Origin of the sequence: Roseibium alexandrii DFL-11 (assembly GCF_000158095.2) — a bacterium.
Lineage (GTDB): Bacteria > Pseudomonadota > Alphaproteobacteria > Rhizobiales > Stappiaceae > Roseibium > Roseibium alexandrii.
The window spans coordinates 1,764,556-1,781,245 of sequence record NZ_CM011002.1; the positions used below are offsets into that span (position 1 = coordinate 1,764,556).

General features: G+C 57.1%; 14 protein-coding genes. 5 read left to right on the forward strand and 9 right to left on the reverse strand.

Annotated elements, in window-relative coordinates:
- Window positions 1-66: 66 nt before the first annotated feature.
- Entirely contained in the window at window positions 67-1,290 is a 1,224-nt protein-coding gene (locus tag SADFL11_RS08145) for an MBL fold metallo-hydrolase (RefSeq protein ID WP_008193652.1), read from the reverse strand.
- 401 nt (window positions 1,291-1,691) lie between these two features.
- Here SADFL11_RS08145 and SADFL11_RS08150 point away from each other — a divergent pair, with 401 nt between their 5' ends.
- Both SADFL11_RS08150 and SADFL11_RS08155 read left to right on the forward strand, forming a co-directional pair.
- Entirely contained in the window at window positions 1,692-2,156 is a 465-nt protein-coding gene (locus tag SADFL11_RS08150; RefSeq protein ID WP_040451831.1) for a MarR family winged helix-turn-helix transcriptional regulator, read from the forward strand.
- Window positions 2,157-2,285: 129 nt separating this feature from the next.
- Window positions 2,286-3,617: a DUF2865 domain-containing protein gene (locus SADFL11_RS08155; RefSeq protein ID WP_167578964.1), complete on the forward strand. Its 1,332-nt coding sequence runs from the start codon at window positions 2,286-2,288 to the stop codon at window positions 3,615-3,617.
- Here the strand turns inward: SADFL11_RS08155 and gltX are convergent.
- From gltX to SADFL11_RS08180, 5 genes are all read right to left on the reverse strand, one after another.
- Window positions 3,580-4,941, reverse strand: a complete 1,362-nt coding sequence (gene gltX, locus SADFL11_RS08160) for a glutamate--tRNA ligase (RefSeq protein ID WP_040451830.1) — start codon at window positions 4,939-4,941, stop codon at window positions 3,580-3,582. The genes SADFL11_RS08155 and gltX overlap by 38 nt on opposite strands.
- A gap of 83 nt (window positions 4,942-5,024) precedes the next feature.
- A complete protein-coding gene (locus SADFL11_RS08165) occupies window positions 5,025-6,248 on the reverse strand; it encodes an MFS transporter (RefSeq protein WP_008191387.1) in 1,224 nt (407 codons plus the stop codon).
- Between the two features lie 24 nt (window positions 6,249-6,272).
- Window positions 6,273-7,940: an NAD+ synthase gene (locus tag SADFL11_RS08170; RefSeq protein ID WP_008194633.1), complete on the reverse strand. Its 1,668-nt coding sequence runs from the start codon at window positions 7,938-7,940 to the stop codon at window positions 6,273-6,275.
- Window positions 7,941-8,059: 119 nt separating this feature from the next.
- Window positions 8,060-8,593 (reverse strand): response regulator, encoded by a 534-nt coding sequence (locus tag SADFL11_RS08175; protein ID WP_040451829.1) that lies wholly within the window; start codon window positions 8,591-8,593, stop codon window positions 8,060-8,062.
- Window positions 8,594-8,792: 199 nt separating this feature from the next.
- Entirely contained in the window at window positions 8,793-10,175 is a 1,383-nt protein-coding gene (locus SADFL11_RS08180; protein WP_008192513.1) for a class II 3-deoxy-7-phosphoheptulonate synthase, read from the reverse strand.
- A 275-nt stretch (window positions 10,176-10,450) separates the two neighbouring features.
- Between SADFL11_RS08180 and SADFL11_RS08185 the strand changes: the two genes are divergently transcribed.
- Entirely contained in the window at window positions 10,451-11,185 is a 735-nt protein-coding gene (locus tag SADFL11_RS08185; RefSeq protein ID WP_008196519.1) for a VIT1/CCC1 transporter family protein, read from the forward strand.
- Window positions 11,186-11,244: 59 nt separating this feature from the next.
- On the opposite strand, the gene SADFL11_RS25760 is transcribed toward SADFL11_RS08185, so the two are convergent.
- The 3 genes from SADFL11_RS25760 to SADFL11_RS08195 all read right to left on the reverse strand — a co-directional run bounded on the left by SADFL11_RS25760 (window position 11,245) and on the right by SADFL11_RS08195 (window position 13,455).
- A complete protein-coding gene (locus SADFL11_RS25760; RefSeq protein WP_008195915.1) occupies window positions 11,245-12,273 on the reverse strand; it encodes a calcium-binding protein in 1,029 nt (342 codons plus the stop codon).
- Window positions 12,273-12,698, reverse strand: coding sequence for a hypothetical protein (locus SADFL11_RS25840; RefSeq protein WP_008190291.1), 426 nt, complete (start codon window positions 12,696-12,698; stop codon window positions 12,273-12,275). Before SADFL11_RS25840 ends, SADFL11_RS25760 begins: the two co-directional genes overlap by 1 nt.
- A 163-nt stretch (window positions 12,699-12,861) precedes the next feature.
- Window positions 12,862-13,455, reverse strand: coding sequence for a gamma-glutamylcyclotransferase family protein (locus SADFL11_RS08195; protein ID WP_209002768.1), 594 nt, complete (start codon window positions 13,453-13,455; stop codon window positions 12,862-12,864).
- A gap of 49 nt (window positions 13,456-13,504) precedes the next feature.
- On the opposite strand from SADFL11_RS08195, the gene SADFL11_RS08200 reads away from it, so the two are divergent.
- Together SADFL11_RS08200 and SADFL11_RS08205 are read left to right on the forward strand one after the other, a co-directional pair.
- On the forward strand, window positions 13,505-14,692 hold the full coding sequence (locus tag SADFL11_RS08200; RefSeq protein ID WP_040451827.1) for an aminotransferase class V-fold PLP-dependent enzyme: 1,188 nt from the start codon (window positions 13,505-13,507) through the stop codon (window positions 14,690-14,692).
- Between the two features lie 187 nt (window positions 14,693-14,879).
- Entirely contained in the window at window positions 14,880-16,421 is a 1,542-nt protein-coding gene (locus SADFL11_RS08205) for a GGDEF domain-containing protein (protein WP_008192543.1), read from the forward strand.
- Window positions 16,422-16,690: the final 269 nt, after the last annotated feature.

The window sequence follows — 16,690 nt, forward strand, 5'->3', positions numbered from 1 at the left end:
TAGAAAGCAAAACCGCCCGAGCCATGATAAGGCCCGGACGGTGTTCGTACGATATTGCCTGCCGTTTTAGGCGCCGGCTTTTTCCAGAACCTGTTCGTCCTGGTCAGTTTCTTCTTCCAGCAGGAGTTCATCGTCTGCAGCAGCCTCTTCACCGCCACCCAGCAACGATGCAGCAAAGTCACTATCTGTTACGAGTTCATTTGACGCTTCTGAATGTGCTTCTGCGGTCTCGTCCGTGTCTTGTTCAACGTTCGCACCGGAGTCGTCTGCAACTATCTCGTCGACGGCCACTGGCTCATCTTCTGCGACCGCAGGTTCCGTTTTCTGGGAAACCGGCGATGTGCGGGTCAGCGCATCTTCTAGATCGTCGCAACGCTCCCGTGTCCAGATCTGCGGCTGGTCGAGCCCCTGCGCTTCATCATACGCCCTTGCGACATTGAACGGCAGATGCGCATCGAAAAGCAGCGCGCTGCCGAATCTCGGCTGAAGCGCATCGTTGAGGGATTGGAAGGTGTCGTGCAGGCCCAACTTGCTCTCGGCACAAGCTGCGGCCGCATCCCGCAATGTCACGACATAGTCGCGGGTCGTTTCAATCGCGGTTGCAACAGCTGCAGATCCGATTTCCGGACGGCCATTTCCTGGGACAAGCGCAGACGGACGGAACGCCATGATCCGGTCCAATGCCCGAGGCCAATCCGCAAGATGCGCGTCACCGCAATAAGGGGCAGTATTTGATTGAACCAGTCCGCCAGCATAGAGTACGGAACTGTCTGAGACCCAAACGACGAGATCACCCATGGTGTGCCCCCGTCCAAGATGCATCAGGCGCACTTCTCGGCCGCCAAGATCAATCGACATGGACGATGCGATGGTCATGGTCGGCATCGCCAGCGCCGGGAGCGCATGACCGGCCGGATAAAAGTCCGGATACCGGGCTTTCAGAACCTCACGATCATCGAGACCGCGGGTTTCCATCATGCGTTTGCTCAAGTCGGATGCGATCACCTCACCAGCCTCAAAGACGGCAGCGCCCGCAGTGCTGTCGCCGTGGAAATGCGTCAGCAGCAGCACCTTGATCGGCTTATCTGAGATCTCCCGGATCTTTTTGAGGAAGACCTCGCCGAGTTCTTCCGTCGGCTGGGCGTCGATGACAAGGAGCCCACGCTCGCCGACGATTACACCGGTGTTCGGACACCCCTCGGCAGAAATGGCATAGCACCCGGATCCAAGGTCATGGATCTTCGCGTCTTGTCCGAGTTCACGTTCAGATGATGTGTCTGCCGTAGTCATGACAGCCTCGCTTTCCTGCCAGCCAACCCGATGAGCAACTCACCGGTCTCAGGGTGTGAATATGTTCTTGCCACACCAGCGTCACTTGTTACGGCATCGATTCGCAAATTTTGGTGCATTATTTCGTTAAACGTTTCTTTCTTATCAACAGATAGGTCCAGTAATTGCGCCTCATACAGGCATTTCTATGGCATTGAACCGAACAACGAGAAGCAAACGCTCCGTAGATTTGCAAAATGACCGCCGAGTGCTTTCCCCTCTGTTTTGACCAGCTATACTTCTGCTTGGTTACCATTGAGGCCCTGACCGCCGAAAACCAATCGGCTTGACAGAGTGCTGCGCCTCTCCAGCATGCGATCCGTATCTTGCGTGAAGCATGCCCCAACAAGACCCGAGTTCTCATGCCCAAAACCAGAAAAGCGCCTCAAGAAACAGCAGTGCTGAAACTCAATGAGTTTCTTCCCTACCGGCTGAACCATCTGGCGGAGACCGTCAGCCGGTCGCTGTCCAAGATCTACGCAGATGATTTCGGGATCGGGATCCCGGAATGGCGTGTGGTGGCAACACTCGGCGAACATGTAGCAATGACAGCGCGCGACATCGGCAAGGCGACGTCCATGCACAAAACGAAGGTGAGCCGCGCGGTCGCCGCTTTGGAAAAAAAGGGCCATCTCAGCCGCGGCGCGAACCCGGATGACCAGCGCGAACAACTCTTGCAACTCACCGATCATGGCCGCGCCATGTATGAGGACCTCGTGCCGAAAGCATTGGGCTATTCTCTGCAATTGGAAGCTGCCTTGAACGAAAAGCAGCGAGTCGTTCTGGACGAGATCTTTCAACGTCTTCATGCCGCTGCGGAAAAATAAGCCTGCCGCCCTGCCCGCCATTAACCGAACATGAGAGCTTTCCTTGATATGGGTTGGCTTCAAGAGGATACTGATCCGGCTGTTTGAACAGCAAGGCGCGGGGATGATATGCGCCGGTGGGGAAAAGTGATGAAGCTTCGCAGTCATGCCGCGTTTTTGGCAATGTCATGCGTGCTGGCGTTTGCGCCGGCGCAGCTGCTTATTGCTGTCCCGGCAGAGGCCGCAAGTTGTGCCAGTTTGACATCGGAACTGCGGCAACTTCAGTCGCGAGGCAGCCGTCCGTCTGCTGGTGCTCAAAAATGGCAAACCGCAAAAAGCCAGCAGCAAAAGGCGCTGAGCGCGGCAGAGCGGGATTTTGGTTATCTCGGTTGCAACAGTAACGCCAGTCCGCAGTGCCAGGCGCTATCTGGCAAAGTGCAGCGCATGCGCTCCAATTTAAGGGCCATTGATCGTCAATTGGCAAAGGCTGGCGGTGGAAACGCCAGTAATCCAAAACGCATCCGGCAGGTACAGGCAGCCCTCAAGCGCCAAAACTGCGGCGCACCCGCAAATACACGCAATGCGGCTGCCAATCCGAACTCTGGAGATACGCCGCGTTCGCTGCTGGCCCGGCTTTTCAACCCGCAGCAAACGCCGGCTCAAACCAAGCAACAAGAGACTGCTCAAAGCACCAAGAAACGCACCAATTCCAGCGGCAAGCGCAGAATCCCGTCCGGTGGAACCTTCCGGACCCTGTGCGTGCGCACGTGCGATGGGTATTTTTTCCCGGTCAGTTTTGCGACCGGAAAACGGCAGTTTGCCAATGACGCTGCCCGCTGCAACGAGATTTGCCCGGCCTCTGAAACGGAGCTCTATGTCTACAAGAACCCGGGCGGCGACCGGACCGACATGATGTCACTCGCAGGTGATCTTTATTCCGAACAACCGTTTGCTGATCGTTACAAAAGCGAGTTTGTCGAGGGATGCAGCTGCCGGCTGACAGGGTCGGCAAAGAGCCGCTCTGGCTGGACAGAAGTTAGTAATCCCGGCTCATCCGGACGGCGAATTGCGTTTTCGGACATCAGCGGCGGGCTGCCGTCAAGCTACACAGCTGAAAACATCCGCACTTCGCGGCCGGTAAATCTTGAGTCAAACTCAACGCTGTCCCGGACGCCTCTGACCAAAGAGCAACTGCCGGCCCATGAAGACCCTGATACGCGCGCGAACCTGGAAAAGGGGTTTGATGTGACAGCGTCGATCGCGAAAGCTGCTGAACAGCTGGAGCATGTTGCCGATGGCAGCACGAATGGCAAACCAGCTGAGCTGCCGTTGCTGGGAAATCGCAGATCTCCGGCGGACGACAGCCTTGAAACAGCCTCGATCCCGCCAGTTTTCAAGTCTGACGACCCGGGGTTCCGTCCGGCACCGGATCGTGACGTTCCTGTCAGGGTAGTCGGTCCAGAATACTTTTACGCCCAATAAGCGGCAGCATGTCCTTCATGTCAGGACCGTGATCGAGACCCGTGAGCACGCGGCGAAGCGGCATGAACAGCCCCCGCCCCTTGCGGCCGGTTTCCGCCTTCAACGCTGAAGTCCATTCCCCCCAGGTCTCCAGGGTCATCTCACCGTCCGGAAGCAGGTCTTTCGCCTTGGCGATGAACTCCCGGTCTTCGTCTTCAATCCGGCTTTCCACCGGACCGCCGACGATTTGCCAGTAGCCTTTGGCATCATTGACGGTTTCACAGTTGCCGCGAATGGCGGTCCAGAAGGCCTCGCCGCCGCCGACACCCATGTCATCGAGCCGATCCTTGGCATCCGCATACGGCATTTCATGCACAAGGCGCGCATTCAGTCCTTTGAGATCTTCCGGATCGAATTTTGCGGAGGACCGGGACACACTGGTCAGATCGAATTTCTCCACCAGGGCGCCCATGCTCGGCACGGCTTCAACGGCCTGGCTGGTGCCGGTCAGCACAGCAAGCGAACAGACCGCCATCGCCTCTACTCCGGATTCCCGCAACGAGCCGATCGACAAGGCCCCCTTCCGCTTTGAAAGCCCTTCGCCATCCCGCGTGGTCAGCAGATTGTGGTGACCGAAGACAGGCGCCGTGGCACCAAGCGCTTCGAAAATCGCGATCTGGACGCCAGTGTTCGACACATGATCCTCACCGCGGATGATATGGGACACCCCCATATCGATATCGTCGACAATCGATGGCAACGTGTAGAGAAACGTGCCGTCTGCGCGGATCAGGACCGGATCGGACATGGAGGCTAAGTCTACGGTCTGATCACCACGGCAAAGATCGTTCCAAGTCACTTCCGTGCGTTTGGTCTCAAATGGATTGCCGGCATGGTTCGGCAGGACGAAGCGCCAATGCGGCTTGCGGCCTTCAGCTTCAAACGCGGCCCGCTCTTCCTTTGTCTGCTTCAGTCCGGCGCGGTCGTAAACCGGAGGGCGGCCAAGCGCACGTTGACGGGAGCGCCGGCGTTCCAGCTCGTCCGGTGTTTCGTAGCACGGGTACAAAAGGCCTGCGGTTTTCAGTTTTTCCGCCGCTGCCTCATAGGCGGCCACCCGGTCAGATTGCCGCTCGATCACATCAGGCGAAATGCCGAGCCAGCGGAGATCGGTTTCGATCGACTCCGCATACTGCTTCTTGGAGCGCTCAAGATCGGTGTCATCGAAACGCAGGATAAAGCGCCCACCCATCTTCTTGGCATAGAGCCAGTTATAGAGGGCCGGACGGCTATTGCCGATGTGAATGTGGCCAGTCGGAGACGGCGCGAAGCGAACAGTAACAGTCATGCGCCTCAGGTACCCGCCTACCTTGAGCTCTGCAAGTGCAAATGGTGATTTTATCCCGTTTGGCCGGGCCAGATTTCAGCTTTTCAATCCAACGGACCGTTTTGTCGGTCACGAAGCTTGCGCGACGCTATTGTAAGTCCGCCTATCATCAGCGCGCAGTACCCGCTCATCACCAGAAGCTGACGATCAAAGTCGACACCGGCATCGATCAGAACGCCGACAAGGCCCGGGCCAGCGGCCGACGAAAACACCATCAATGCAAATGCGACAGAGCGGATCGCACCGATATGGCGGCTGCCGTAAAGCTCTGGCCAAAGGGCACCGGACATTGCCGCGGTAAACCCGCTGCTGATACCGAGAAGGCCCATGAACACAAAGGCTGTTGGTGCCGCCGGGAGCAACGCTAGCACCAGACACCCGGAGAAGAGCGGCAGCAGCACAGCCGGAAGCAGTGCCCGCGCGGAATACCGGTCAATCAGGGGGCCAAGCACCAGCGCCGTTGCAATTGCAGTGCCGGCCATAACCGGAAAGGCGGAGGCGAAAAGCTCAAGCGGCCAACTCCGTAACTCAGTCAGATACACCTGATTGAACAAGATGGCGGTTCCGATGAACGGCGGTGCCAGCACACCGGCTGTCAAAAGCCAGAAAATCGGGTCGCGCAGCGCCTCACCGCGCGTCCATTGGCGCCCTTCGATTAGACCTGCGTCCTGTTCATCTGACCGGGGGATGCGATCTTTGGCAAACAGCAGGGCAAGCATAGGCAGTGCCCCGAGCACCATGATGCCGGCGGCCAGCGCCCAACTTGTCCGCCACCCAACGACCGCTGAAATCAAAACAAAGCTGGCGGGAAACAAGCTCTCGGCGACAGGAAATCCCATCTGCGCGACAGACACCGCTCGGCCGCGTTGCGCTGAATACCAGCGGCCCATGGCGGTCATGGAGACATGGGTCATCATGCCCTGCCCGGACAACCGCAACCCGAACAGCACCACGAACAACATGAAGACCGAATTCACCAGAGCCATGGAAAGGCAGAAAATACCGAGGGACACACATGTCACGAGCCCGACGAAGCGAACGGGGAAGACATCGACGCTTCGTCCGATCCAGGGCAACGACACCGCGCTGGCGAGCGTCGCAGCCATATAAAGGAGACCGAAGTCACCGTGACTGAGTTGAAATTCCTCGCGCAAATGTCCCGATGACAACGCAATATAAAAGGTCTGCCCGAACCCGGAAAAAGCGGTCAGCAGAAACCCGCCGGCGAGCCAGCGGGCATTGGTTTGCAGAAACGTCAGATAGGTCATGCGTCTCCGCGGGTTTGAGAAACATTAGGACCGGTCGCGGAAGCGGTTGGTGATCGGGTAACGGCGGTCGCGGCCGAAATTGCGTTCCGTAATCTTGACGCCCGGAGGGGCCTGTCTGCGTTTGTATTCAGCTATATAGAGCAAATGTTCAATGCGATGAATCAGGTCGCGGGAATGGCCACGCTTTTCGATATCGCCGACCGACATCTCTTTTTCGACAAGACATTCCAGAATGTCATCGAGTACGTCATACGCCGGCAAGGAATCCTGGTCCGTCTGGTTTTCGCGAAGTTCCGCCGTTGGGACCTTGGTGATGATGTTGGACGGGATCACCTCGCCGTCCGGTCCGAGCAGGCCGGCCGGTTTGTTGGCATTGCGCCAGGCTGACAGATGATAAACTTGGGTCTTGTAGAGATCCTTGATCGGATTGTAGCCGCCGTTCATGTCGCCGTAGAGCGTTGCATAACCGACCGACATTTCCGACTTGTTGCCCGTGGTCATGACCATGTGGCCGAACTTGTTAGACACCGCCATCAAAATTACGCCACGTGTCCGGGACTGAAGGTTCTCCTCCGTCACGCCCGCTTCCGTGCCAGCGAACAGCCCGTCCAGTGCCTTTGTAAATCCTTCGACGGGCTCCGCAATCGGGACCGTGTCGTACCTAAGGCCAAGTGCCTTGGCGCAGTCCGCGGCGTCCTTGATGCTTTCCTCTGAGGTGTAACGAAAGGGAAGCATGATGCTGTGCACCTTGTCCGCCCCAAGAGCATCAACTGCCATGGCTGCGCATACCGCCGAGTCGATGCCTCCGGACAGACCGAGGACAACGCCGGGAAAGCCGTTCTTGGTGACATAATCGCCAAGCCCGAGCACACAGGCACGCCAGTTGGCTTCATCAAGATCGGGAAGCTTTGCCACCGAACCGCTTGTGCAGGTCCAGGCCTCGCCGTCCCGTTTCCAGTCGCTAATACCCAGCGCAGTTTCAAACTGCGGCATCTGGAACGCCAGGCTCCGATCCGCCTGAAGCGCAAACGATCCACCGTCAAAGACCAACTCGTCCTGACCGCCCAACTGATTGCAATAGACGAGCGGCAAATCCGTCTGAACCACACGGGCCACGACCACCTGAAGACGCTCTTCAGCCCGATTCTCCCAATACGGGGATCCGTTCGGAACCAGCAGGATTTCCGCACCGGTTTCCTCAAGGCACTCGCAGACCTCGTCGTTCCAGATGTCTTCGCAGATTGGCAACCCGATGCGCACACCGCGGAAGTCAACGGGTCCCGGAAGCGGCCCGGCCTTGAACACGCGCTTTTCGTCAAAAACTCCGTAGTTTGGCAGATCACTCTTATAGCGAACCGCCTTTACTTCGCCCTGATCAATGAGAAGGACGGCGTTGTGGAGATCGCCTGCATCGGAATACCACGGCGTTCCGAGGATAACCGCAGGTCCTCCATCGCCGGTCTCTTCGGCAAGCGCGCGCGCTGTTTCCATGCATTCACGGACAAAGGCCGGTTTCAGAACAAGATCTTCCGGCGGATAGCCGGCCAGCATCAGCTCTGACGTCAAAACCAGATCCGACTGCTGCGCTTTTGCGTCGGCACGCGCCTGACGGACAAGCTCCGCGTTCCCGGCGACGTCACCGACGGTCGGATTGAGCTGAGCAACGGCAAGGCGGAAGGAGTTGATGGTCATGAATCTCGTGCCGGAAAAAGAAGAGATCCGAGATGTACCGTCAAGAACAATGGGTTGCAATCATGCAAATGCTGAAACAAGCACCGGATTGGCCACAACCACCCGGGAGGTGCGCCAGCTCAAAGAAGTGCGAGAGATTGGTCTTCGGCATCAGCAGGCTGATCCGGCGCCATTGAGGACAAGTCCAGCACACTGCCGCCTGTGTGACCGGGCATCCCCGGCATGGAAATTCCCGTGCTACGTCCCTGCAGTTCCTGACGCTGTAGAATTTCGCCGATATGCCTGTAAAGAACTGCGGGCGCCACAGGTTTGGCGACAAGGCCATGAATACCAATGTTGAGCGCTTCCAGGATGATCGGCCGGCGCGCGTGGGCTGTGATCACAAGGACTGGCGTCGTCTTGATAATCGGGTCCGTATCCTTGCGCAGTATTCTGAGAAAGTCAGCCCCACCAAACGGGCTCATGTTCCAATCGCACAAGACAATATCGGGCTTGCGGTCGACGACCAATTCAAGGGCTTCAGCACCCTCGGTGGCCTCGCAAATCGTGCGAACACCAAATCCGCCGACAACGGAGCGCAAGATCGTGCGCATGTGTGGATTGTCCTCCACAATCAGACACGAAATCTTTGTTAGGTCCCACGGTTCGCGCACGCTTCAAAATCCCCTACCCAGAGCGTCCGGTTGACAAGCACCTACCCCTCAGCGGTGCATATATCCCACGCCGCACATATGCACCTGCAGCCTTAACCGCCTGTTACCGCGGCGGCAGAATTGACAAAAATCGATATAAAAAAATAAGGGGCAGCCGAAGCTGCCCCTCAAAACTATCAAACACCGGAAAAGTGCAGTTCTAGGCGCTCGCAGCCAGGGGTTCTTTCTGCTTGCCGTCTTTCTCTTTCTTGAGGTTTTCAGCAATCAGGAAAGCCAGCTCAAGAGCCTGATCCGCATTGAGGCGCGGATCGCAATGGGTGTGGTAACGATCACCGAGCTGCTCTTCGGTCAGGGCCCGGGCACCGCCGGTGCATTCCGTGACATTCCGCCCGGTCATTTCAACGTGCACGCCACCCGCATGGGTGCCTTCAGCACGGTGAACAGCGAAGAAGGCTTCAACCTCCTTCAAAATGCGGTCAAACGGACGGGTCTTGTAGCCACCGGCAGAAATCGTATTGCCGTGCATCGGGTCACATGACCAGACGACCGACTTGCCTTCCCGCTCAACAGCACGCACGAGCTGCGGCAGGTGATCGAACACCTTGTCGGAGCCAAAACGGGCAATCAAGGTGAGACGGCCTGGCTCGTTGTCCGGGTTCAAAGCATCGATCAGCTCCAGAAGACCATCCGGTGTCAGGGACGGGCCACACTTCAGGCCGATCGGGTTTTTGATGCCGCGGAAGAACTCGACATGCGCATGGTCTGGCTGGCGAGTCCGGTCGCCGATCCACAGCATGTGGCCGGACGTTGCGTACCAGTCACCGGACGTGGAATCGACGCGGGTGAGCGCTTCTTCATAACCCAGCAAAAGTGCTTCATGGCTGGTGAAGAAATCGGTTGCGCGCAGTTGCGGAACGCTGTCGCCGTTGATGCCGCAGGCGCGCATGAAAGCAAGCGACTCGCTGATGCGATCCGCCAGTTCCTTGTAACGGTGACCTTGCGGGCTGTCGGTGATGAAACCGAGCATCCACTGATGCACCTGGTCCAGATTGGCAAATCCACCTTGCGAGAAGGCGCGCAGCAGGTTCAACGTCGCCGCCGACTGACGGTACGCCATCGACATACGGGTCGGGTCCGGAATACGGCTGTCCGAGGTGAAGTTGATGTCGTTGATGATGTCGCCGCGGTAGCTCGGCAGCTCAACATCGCCCTTTTTCTCGATATTCGACGAGCGCGGCTTGGCGAACTGACCGGCGATCCGGCCAACTTTCACCACTGGCTGGCTGGCTGCAAACGTCAGGACAACCGCCATCTGCAGGAACACACGGAAGAAGTCGCGAATATGATCTGGATGGTGTTCGGCAAAACTCTCTGCGCAGTCACCGCCTTGCAGCAGAAACCCCTTGCCGTTGGCGACATCGGCAAGCTGGCTCTTCAAAGCCCGCGCTTCACCTGCAAAAACCAGCGGCGGATATGTCGACAGGCGCTGCTCAACATCTGTCACAGCTGCCTGATCCGGATATTCCGGGACCTGCAGGATCGGTTTTGATCTCCAGCTGTCCGGGCTCCACTTGTCCGCCATAGTACCAACTCCTCATCGGGCCGGCCTGTTCAATTCGAAGTCCAGACACACGACCCGCGATATTTTTGTTCGTTTCAGCTTGCTCAAACACAGCAAACGTGCGGCCTTATACACGGCGTTTGGCCTGATTGCCACCCACGCAGGCGGCCAAATTCATCACTCTCAAGACACCGGTCAAAAGGTGTTGCCCAAAGCCCACGCAGATTTGCGGCGGATCAAGGTTTACCCGGTCTGATCGCTCTAGACTTGGCCGACGCTAGCCAGGGAAACCAGCCATGCCGAACCGACTACTCGAACACAGCCACCAGCCCAATGATATCGCCGACAGATTGGCGCGGGGGCCGGATACGAGCTATCTGCGCGACTGGGTCTATGGCGGCATCGACGGCGCCGTCACAACCTTTGCCATCGTTGCAGGCTCTGTTGGGGCCAACTTGTCAACACGGATCATCTTGATCCTCGGTGTAGCCAATCTCTTGGCCGACGGCTTTTCAATGGCGGCCGCAAATTATAGCGGGTCCAAGTCCGAGAATGAAGACTTTCAAAGGCTTCGTGCAATTGAGGAAAAACACATCCGGGTTGAACCGGACGGAGAGCGCGAGGAAATCAGGCAGATCTTCAGAGCCAAGGGATATGAGGGCGCTGATCTGGAGGACATCGTGCGCCTGGTAACGTCCAACCGGACCACCTGGATTGAAACCATGATGCTGGCCGAATACGGCGTTTCGGATGGAGGCCGCGCGCCTATGAAGGCAGCGCTCTATACCTTTGCCGCCTTTGTGTTGTTCGGTGCGTTACCTCTTCTGCCTTTTCTTGCTGATGTTCAGGCTAGCGCAGTGCTTGCGTCCGGTCTCACCGCGTGCGCTTTCTTCGCGATCGGGTCTTTGAGAGCCCGCTGGTCGCAACGGCACTGGGTTGGCTGCGGGATTGAAACAACGGCCATCGGTATGGTGGCCGCAGCCATCGCCTTTCTTGCCGGCCATGGCCTGCAGCAAGTGTTCGGCGGGTGAGGCTGGCCGGAACGCCCGCCCCACCCAATGGATCAAGTCGATCTTGAGTGCTGCTCCACTCAAGCGAAAAGGAAATCGCCAGATGTCAGATCCGGTAAGGAGGGACGCCAGCCTGTATCCAGGCGTATTGTCTCGCCGCCAAATGCAATCCTGACATCGGTCCACCAACCATTGGCCGTTATGGAAAGATCCGAGAACTGCGTCACGCCGGCACCGCTCACATCGATCTTGTCGATCCCGACCTCGAAGTCCTTGATCTCATCTGCGCCATCACCGGATGCAAAGATAAAGATATCGGCGCCACCCCCGCCATAAAGGGTGTCTGCACCGGCCCCGCCAACCATAACATCGTCTCCTGCGCCGCCGTCCAGCGTGTCGTTTCCGGCCCCACCGATCAACCGGTCCGCACCGCCCTCGCCTTTCAGGTGATCGTCCCCCGCAAATCCCTCAATCGCATCCTTGCCGGATTTACCCGCAAGCAAATCGTCTTTGTTGGAGCCGAGGATGAAGGCATCGTCGCCCTGGTGACCGGTCGGATCAAACAAGGGGTTTATGTCTTCAACCCAGACAACGCCGCGCGTGAGATCGGACAGGTCCGAGACGATGACAACGCTGTCACGCGACATCTCGGTGTAGAACTCTGATCCGGCGATTGCCTCAACAACCTGTTCATAGTTGGACGGCAAATGAGCCGTCCAGGCGATAAGGTTGGTTATGTTGCCGCCATCCCAATAGGCCGGTGTTGCGTAGAAATCGTTGAAAAGTATCAGATTACTCGTCTCATACTCGTAGTCTGTATCGTTGCCGAAGAGGTTGATATGGCCTTCGGAAATGACCGAGGGAACCGGATCATTTTCTATATCCACGCTGAGCACTTCCGCGCCGCTGTCCAACACGGTGGCACCGTCTTCCGGCGTATAATGCGCTGCAAAGCCGATATAGTCGGCGTTTTTGTAAAACCCGTCGAAAAAATCATCGCTGCGCTCGGCCACGTTGGTGACAGCGCCGCCACCAAGCGAATGACCCGTTACGATCAAGTCTGCCGCAGTGAGACCATTGGACTCCAGAAGCGTCTTTATGGCCCCCATCAACTCCGGAAACGCCCTGAAAGCATAGTTCGGATCCGCGCTGAGGAATTCCAGGTAATCGATAACATCGCCGACCGTATCGCTGATGATGTTGTCGATCGTGCCGGTCGTTCCTCGAAAAGCCAAACCGATCTGGGTGATGGCACCGGCTCGTCAAATCTGGCCAGCACATCGGCCTGGGCATCCTTGAACTGGGTCGTTTCGCCCTGAAATGTCCCGTTCCGATCTATGTCTGCCGCCGGGATCCCGAGATCATCTGGGGTGAGCACCGTCCAGCCTTTGGCTTCGATTTCTTGCCGGGCAGCCTCCTCACTGTTTCCCGGCTGCAGGATGTCCTCTATGCCGTGATAGCTGTAGATCATCAGATCCCGTGCGTGCGACACAAGACCCAAAGCCTCTTGCCCCTTGTACTCAAAAAAACTCATGCACTCCTCCCTAGATTGCATTTTCTGTATGCACAATCAATTAACAGGACCTGCAGTTTACGTAAAGGGAATTTTAAATTTGCATGGGCGCAGACCTCCGCCAGATATGGCGGCACCTTAGGATCGGGACATCCCTGAAATATTTTCTCATTAAAACAGAAGGTTAAGCAGATATCAGGGTCAGATTCTGGCGTTCAACATGATCGTCAAACAGTTGCAAAAGTTTCGTGTCGATCTCAACGGCCCTTGGGTAAAGCGGCACGGCCCGGTCCTTCAGGACAGGAACATGCCAGCCGTCGGTAGTATCGAAGAAGTGGCTGACGCCCTCCTCGCCCCAGATTTGATGAAACCCGGCCAAAACGCAGTCGAGATAGCTCTGCAGGATCGGGTGCCGGTCGCAGCCCCAGCGTTCGTTTTCCGGCGTTGCCTTGAAGAGAAACAGCTCCTCCGGCCCCGGCTTGCTTTCTGCTTCACACCGGAAAGACGTGCCGATCTGTCCGATCTTCTCATACCGGCTTTCACGTTGCTCAAGAGCATGCAACCGGCTTTGCTGCTCACGGGTCATCACGCCCCGGATCTCCGATCCCGGCTCTTGACGCACACTCAAGGCACAGCGGCCCTGACCGTTTTCCCACACGCCGCACACACGCCACTCCCGGACCCAGCCTTTCAATCGCCCGGGAACGATCTCGGCCCCATCAGGTACCGTTGCGGCGTTGACGAGGGACCCATATCCAAAATATGTGATTGTGATCATTTTTGTTTTACATCCAATCAATTGCGTCCCGTGACCGGAAAGGCTCCCCATGATCGCCCCTTCCCTCAGCCAGAATGAAATAGACCTGATGCGGGACGAGACCCCCGGTGTAAACAGATGCATTCACTTTAACAATGCCGGAACAGGTCTTGCTGCTACACCGGTATTGGACGCTGTCAAACACCATCTTGATTTGGAAGCCAAGATCGGCGGATATGAGGCAGCGGCTGCGGCGCAGTCGGAAACGAACGCATTTTATACATCGATTGCGGCCCTGATCGGATCCACTCCAAACGAGATCGCCTTCATCGAAAATGCAACCCGGGCATGGGATATGGCGTTTTACGGGATCGACTTCCGTGAAGGCGACCGTGTCATCACAGGACGCGCGGAATACGTCTCCAATTACGTGGCGCTTCTCCAGATGAAGAAGCGCAAGGGCATCGAAATCGATCTCATTGAAGATGACGAGACCGGGCAGATCGATCTGAAGGCATTGGAGGCAGCCATCACTCCGAAAACCCGCCTCATCGCCTTGACCCATATCCCGACTTTTTCCGGGCTGATCAATCCGGCAGAAGATGTCGGCCAGATTGCCGCCCGGCACAAACTTCTTTACCTCCTTGACGCTTGCCAGTCCGCCGGACAGATCCCGCTCAACATCCGGGAAATAGGCTGCCACATGCTGTCGGGAACCGGCCGCAAATATCTGCGGGGACCACGCGGAACCGGGTTCCTTTATGTCAGAGACGATGTCCTTGATCAGGTGGAACCGCCATTTGTCGATCTTCAGGCGACCGAATGGCTGGACGGGTCTACTTACCGTTTGGTGCCACACGCGCAACGGTTCGAAAACTGGGAACGTTATGTCGCCGGGCAGGTCGGCCTGGGCGTTGCCACCAGCTATGCAATCGGTTTCGGGATGGACCGGATCGGTGCCCGGATATGTGCATTGGGCGCGCAGCTCCGCTCTGAGCTTTCCGGCGTTCCTGGCATCACGCTCCACGACAAAGGCGCCCAGAAAGGCGGCATTGTGACATTCGCTGTTGAAGGAGCGACGCCGGCGGCAACGAAGGCGCGGCTGGCGGATCACCAGATCAATGTCTCGGTCAGCCAAGCCAGCTCCGCACGAATTGACCTTCCATTGCGCGGTCTGGATGCTGTGGTCCGGGCCTCCCTGCATGCCTTCAACACGGAGAGTGAGCTGGAACTCATGGTGAAGCTGCTGGCAGATTAGAGGCGGTCTGAGTCATAAACAGACCGTGTCGAAAAACCCGCAAAATCACTTTTATTGCGCACTCTTCCGTAAGGAATTCCCAGTATAAATCCGATAAATTCGTGGTCCGCACCACAGCCCTCAGTCATGATTACTGGCACTGAGTCGCGTGGCGCCGAGCACGGGCTGGAGGAGAGTTGCCGGACGCATGACGAAAAGACAGGCGCATCCTGACCGTGGATCCATACCCGGCTCCGGCAGTGGTACCGTATCCGGCCGTCAAATCACCATGTGGGTCTATGGGCTCGCAGCTTTACTTATTGTCTTGTCCAGCGGCGCACTCACCCTGATCGCTCAGTTCGCATGGCGCGCGGCCGACCGGCATGCTCTAGAAACAGCGCAGACACGTTTCCTCGACACTGTGGAAGATCAGTATTGGGAAATCGCCCGTCATCAGATGATTGCCATCCAGAACCAGGATGTTCAAGAGGTGCTGAAAGGCCCGATGGACAGGTCTGCCGTCACCACATCCATATTGAACCGCTTCAAAGCCATCAGTGATCTGGAGCGCACCTATCTCATGGAAGAGAACGGTGATCTCATGGCTCTTTCAGAAACGGTTGATCAAGGCCGGACCGGATCAGAGGCCGCCGAAAGATCCGACCCCGAAAAACTGTCCGAGCTCTTCACAGCAGCCTTTCGATCTCCAAGTTTTCCACGGCGCGACCGTCCTCAGGGCCCCTTCCCGCCGCCGCGCGCCATGTTTGACGCCTCTATCGCGGCTCTGGCCGTGATCGATGGCAACCCCGCTTTGCTGAGCGCGGTTCCGGTTGAGATGGAAACACCGCTAACAGCGCTTTCAGATGCCAATCCCCGCCTGCTTGTCAGCGTCTACTCTCTCGGGGAAGCCTGGTTTCAGTCGATGTCGGATCACTATGGGTTTCGCGATCTGACCTTCACCGAAGGCGCCCCTGGCCGCGAGCACCCGACGCAACTGCGTGCATATGGACCGGACGGCAGCCTTGTCGGTTATTTTCAATGGGACCACTCCAAACCAGGCTTGAGGGTCTGGATGCGCGCCCTTCCACTGATCGTGATCCTGGCAGTTCTGATTGCGGCAATCTCTGTGATTGTCGCCCGCAGGATTGGCCGCTTGTCTTCAACGCTGGAACAAAGCGAACGACGCAATCATTACTTTGCGCATCACGACAGCCTGACCGGCCTGCCGAACCGGCACCACTTCTCGGACCGCCTCGCCTACGCACTGGACGGCCTTCCCGATAATGGTTTTGCGGTCATTGCCTGTGATCTCGACAAATTCAAACCAGTCAACGATACACATGGCCATGAGGCCGGAGATATCGTGTTGCGCGTGACTGCCTCGCGGTTGCAGGACATTATCAGCGACAAGGGTGTGGTCGGGCGCATTGGCGGCGACGAGTTCGTTCTGTTGTTGCTGCACCACCGAGATCAGGCCGAGCTTCAGGCAATTGCCGACAAGATTCTGGCTACCGTCGCAAAGCCGATTAAATTCAATCCGGAACAAAGCGTCAGCATCGGCATCAGCCTTGGTATTGCGCTGGCTCCTGACTCAGGGATGTCTGAAAAACATCTGATCCGGGCAGCTGATACAGCGCTCTACCTGGCAAAGGATGCAGGCCGCAACACCTACGCTTTTGCGCATACAGAACCGGATACTGCAATCGATCGCCGGAGCGAAACCGACCGCCGGGCGAAGAGATCTGGTTGACTCTCTTACAGCCACTTACTTAGGGTTGCCCAACCATCTCAAAAGACACTTTTAAACAGACGCTTTTTGAATATTTACGAGCGACTCTCTCGGGTCGTCACCACTACTAATTAACACTTTCCAAGCTAAAACTAAAACCTGAACGCCTTTGAGACATCCGGGCTGACGCCAACATAAACGCTGGGGAACTTCGGAGGGGCACTGTCTTGATGGAAGGCGAACGAAACACGGGCACTCCGCCAGTATTTAAGGGCAGTCTCTCTTAAGGA

Coding starts and splice junctions, on each gene's coding strand:
- SADFL11_RS08155 (WP_167578964.1), top strand. CDS start 2,286: ATGAAGCTTCGCAGTCATGCCGCGTTTTTGGCAATGTCATGCGTGCTG.
- SADFL11_RS08165 (WP_008191387.1), bottom strand. CDS start 6,248: ATGACCTATCTGACGTTTCTGCAAACCAATGCCCGCTGGCTCGCCGGC.
- SADFL11_RS08205 (WP_008192543.1), top strand. CDS start 14,880: ATGACGAAAAGACAGGCGCATCCTGACCGTGGATCCATACCCGGCTCC.
- SADFL11_RS25840 (WP_008190291.1), bottom strand. CDS start 12,698: ATGAGTTTTTTTGAGTACAAGGGGCAAGAGGCTTTGGGTCTTGTGTCG.
- SADFL11_RS08145 (WP_008193652.1), bottom strand. CDS start 1,290: ATGACTACGGCAGACACATCATCTGAACGTGAACTCGGACAAGACGCG.
- SADFL11_RS08195 (WP_209002768.1), bottom strand. CDS start 13,455: ATGATCACAATCACATATTTTGGATATGGGTCCCTCGTCAACGCCGCA.
- SADFL11_RS08170 (WP_008194633.1), bottom strand. CDS start 7,940: ATGACCATCAACTCCTTCCGCCTTGCCGTTGCTCAGCTCAATCCGACC.
- SADFL11_RS25760 (WP_008195915.1), bottom strand. CDS start 12,273: ATGGGGGCCATAAAGACGCTTCTGGAGTCCAATGGTCTCACTGCGGCA.
- SADFL11_RS08200 (WP_040451827.1), top strand. CDS start 13,505: ATGATCGCCCCTTCCCTCAGCCAGAATGAAATAGACCTGATGCGGGAC.
- SADFL11_RS08150 (WP_040451831.1), top strand. CDS start 1,692: ATGCCCAAAACCAGAAAAGCGCCTCAAGAAACAGCAGTGCTGAAACTC.
- SADFL11_RS08180 (WP_008192513.1), bottom strand. CDS start 10,175: ATGGCGGACAAGTGGAGCCCGGACAGCTGGAGATCAAAACCGATCCTG.
- gltX (WP_040451830.1), bottom strand. CDS start 4,941: ATGACTGTTACTGTTCGCTTCGCGCCGTCTCCGACTGGCCACATTCAC.
- SADFL11_RS08185 (WP_008196519.1), top strand. CDS start 10,451: ATGCCGAACCGACTACTCGAACACAGCCACCAGCCCAATGATATCGCC.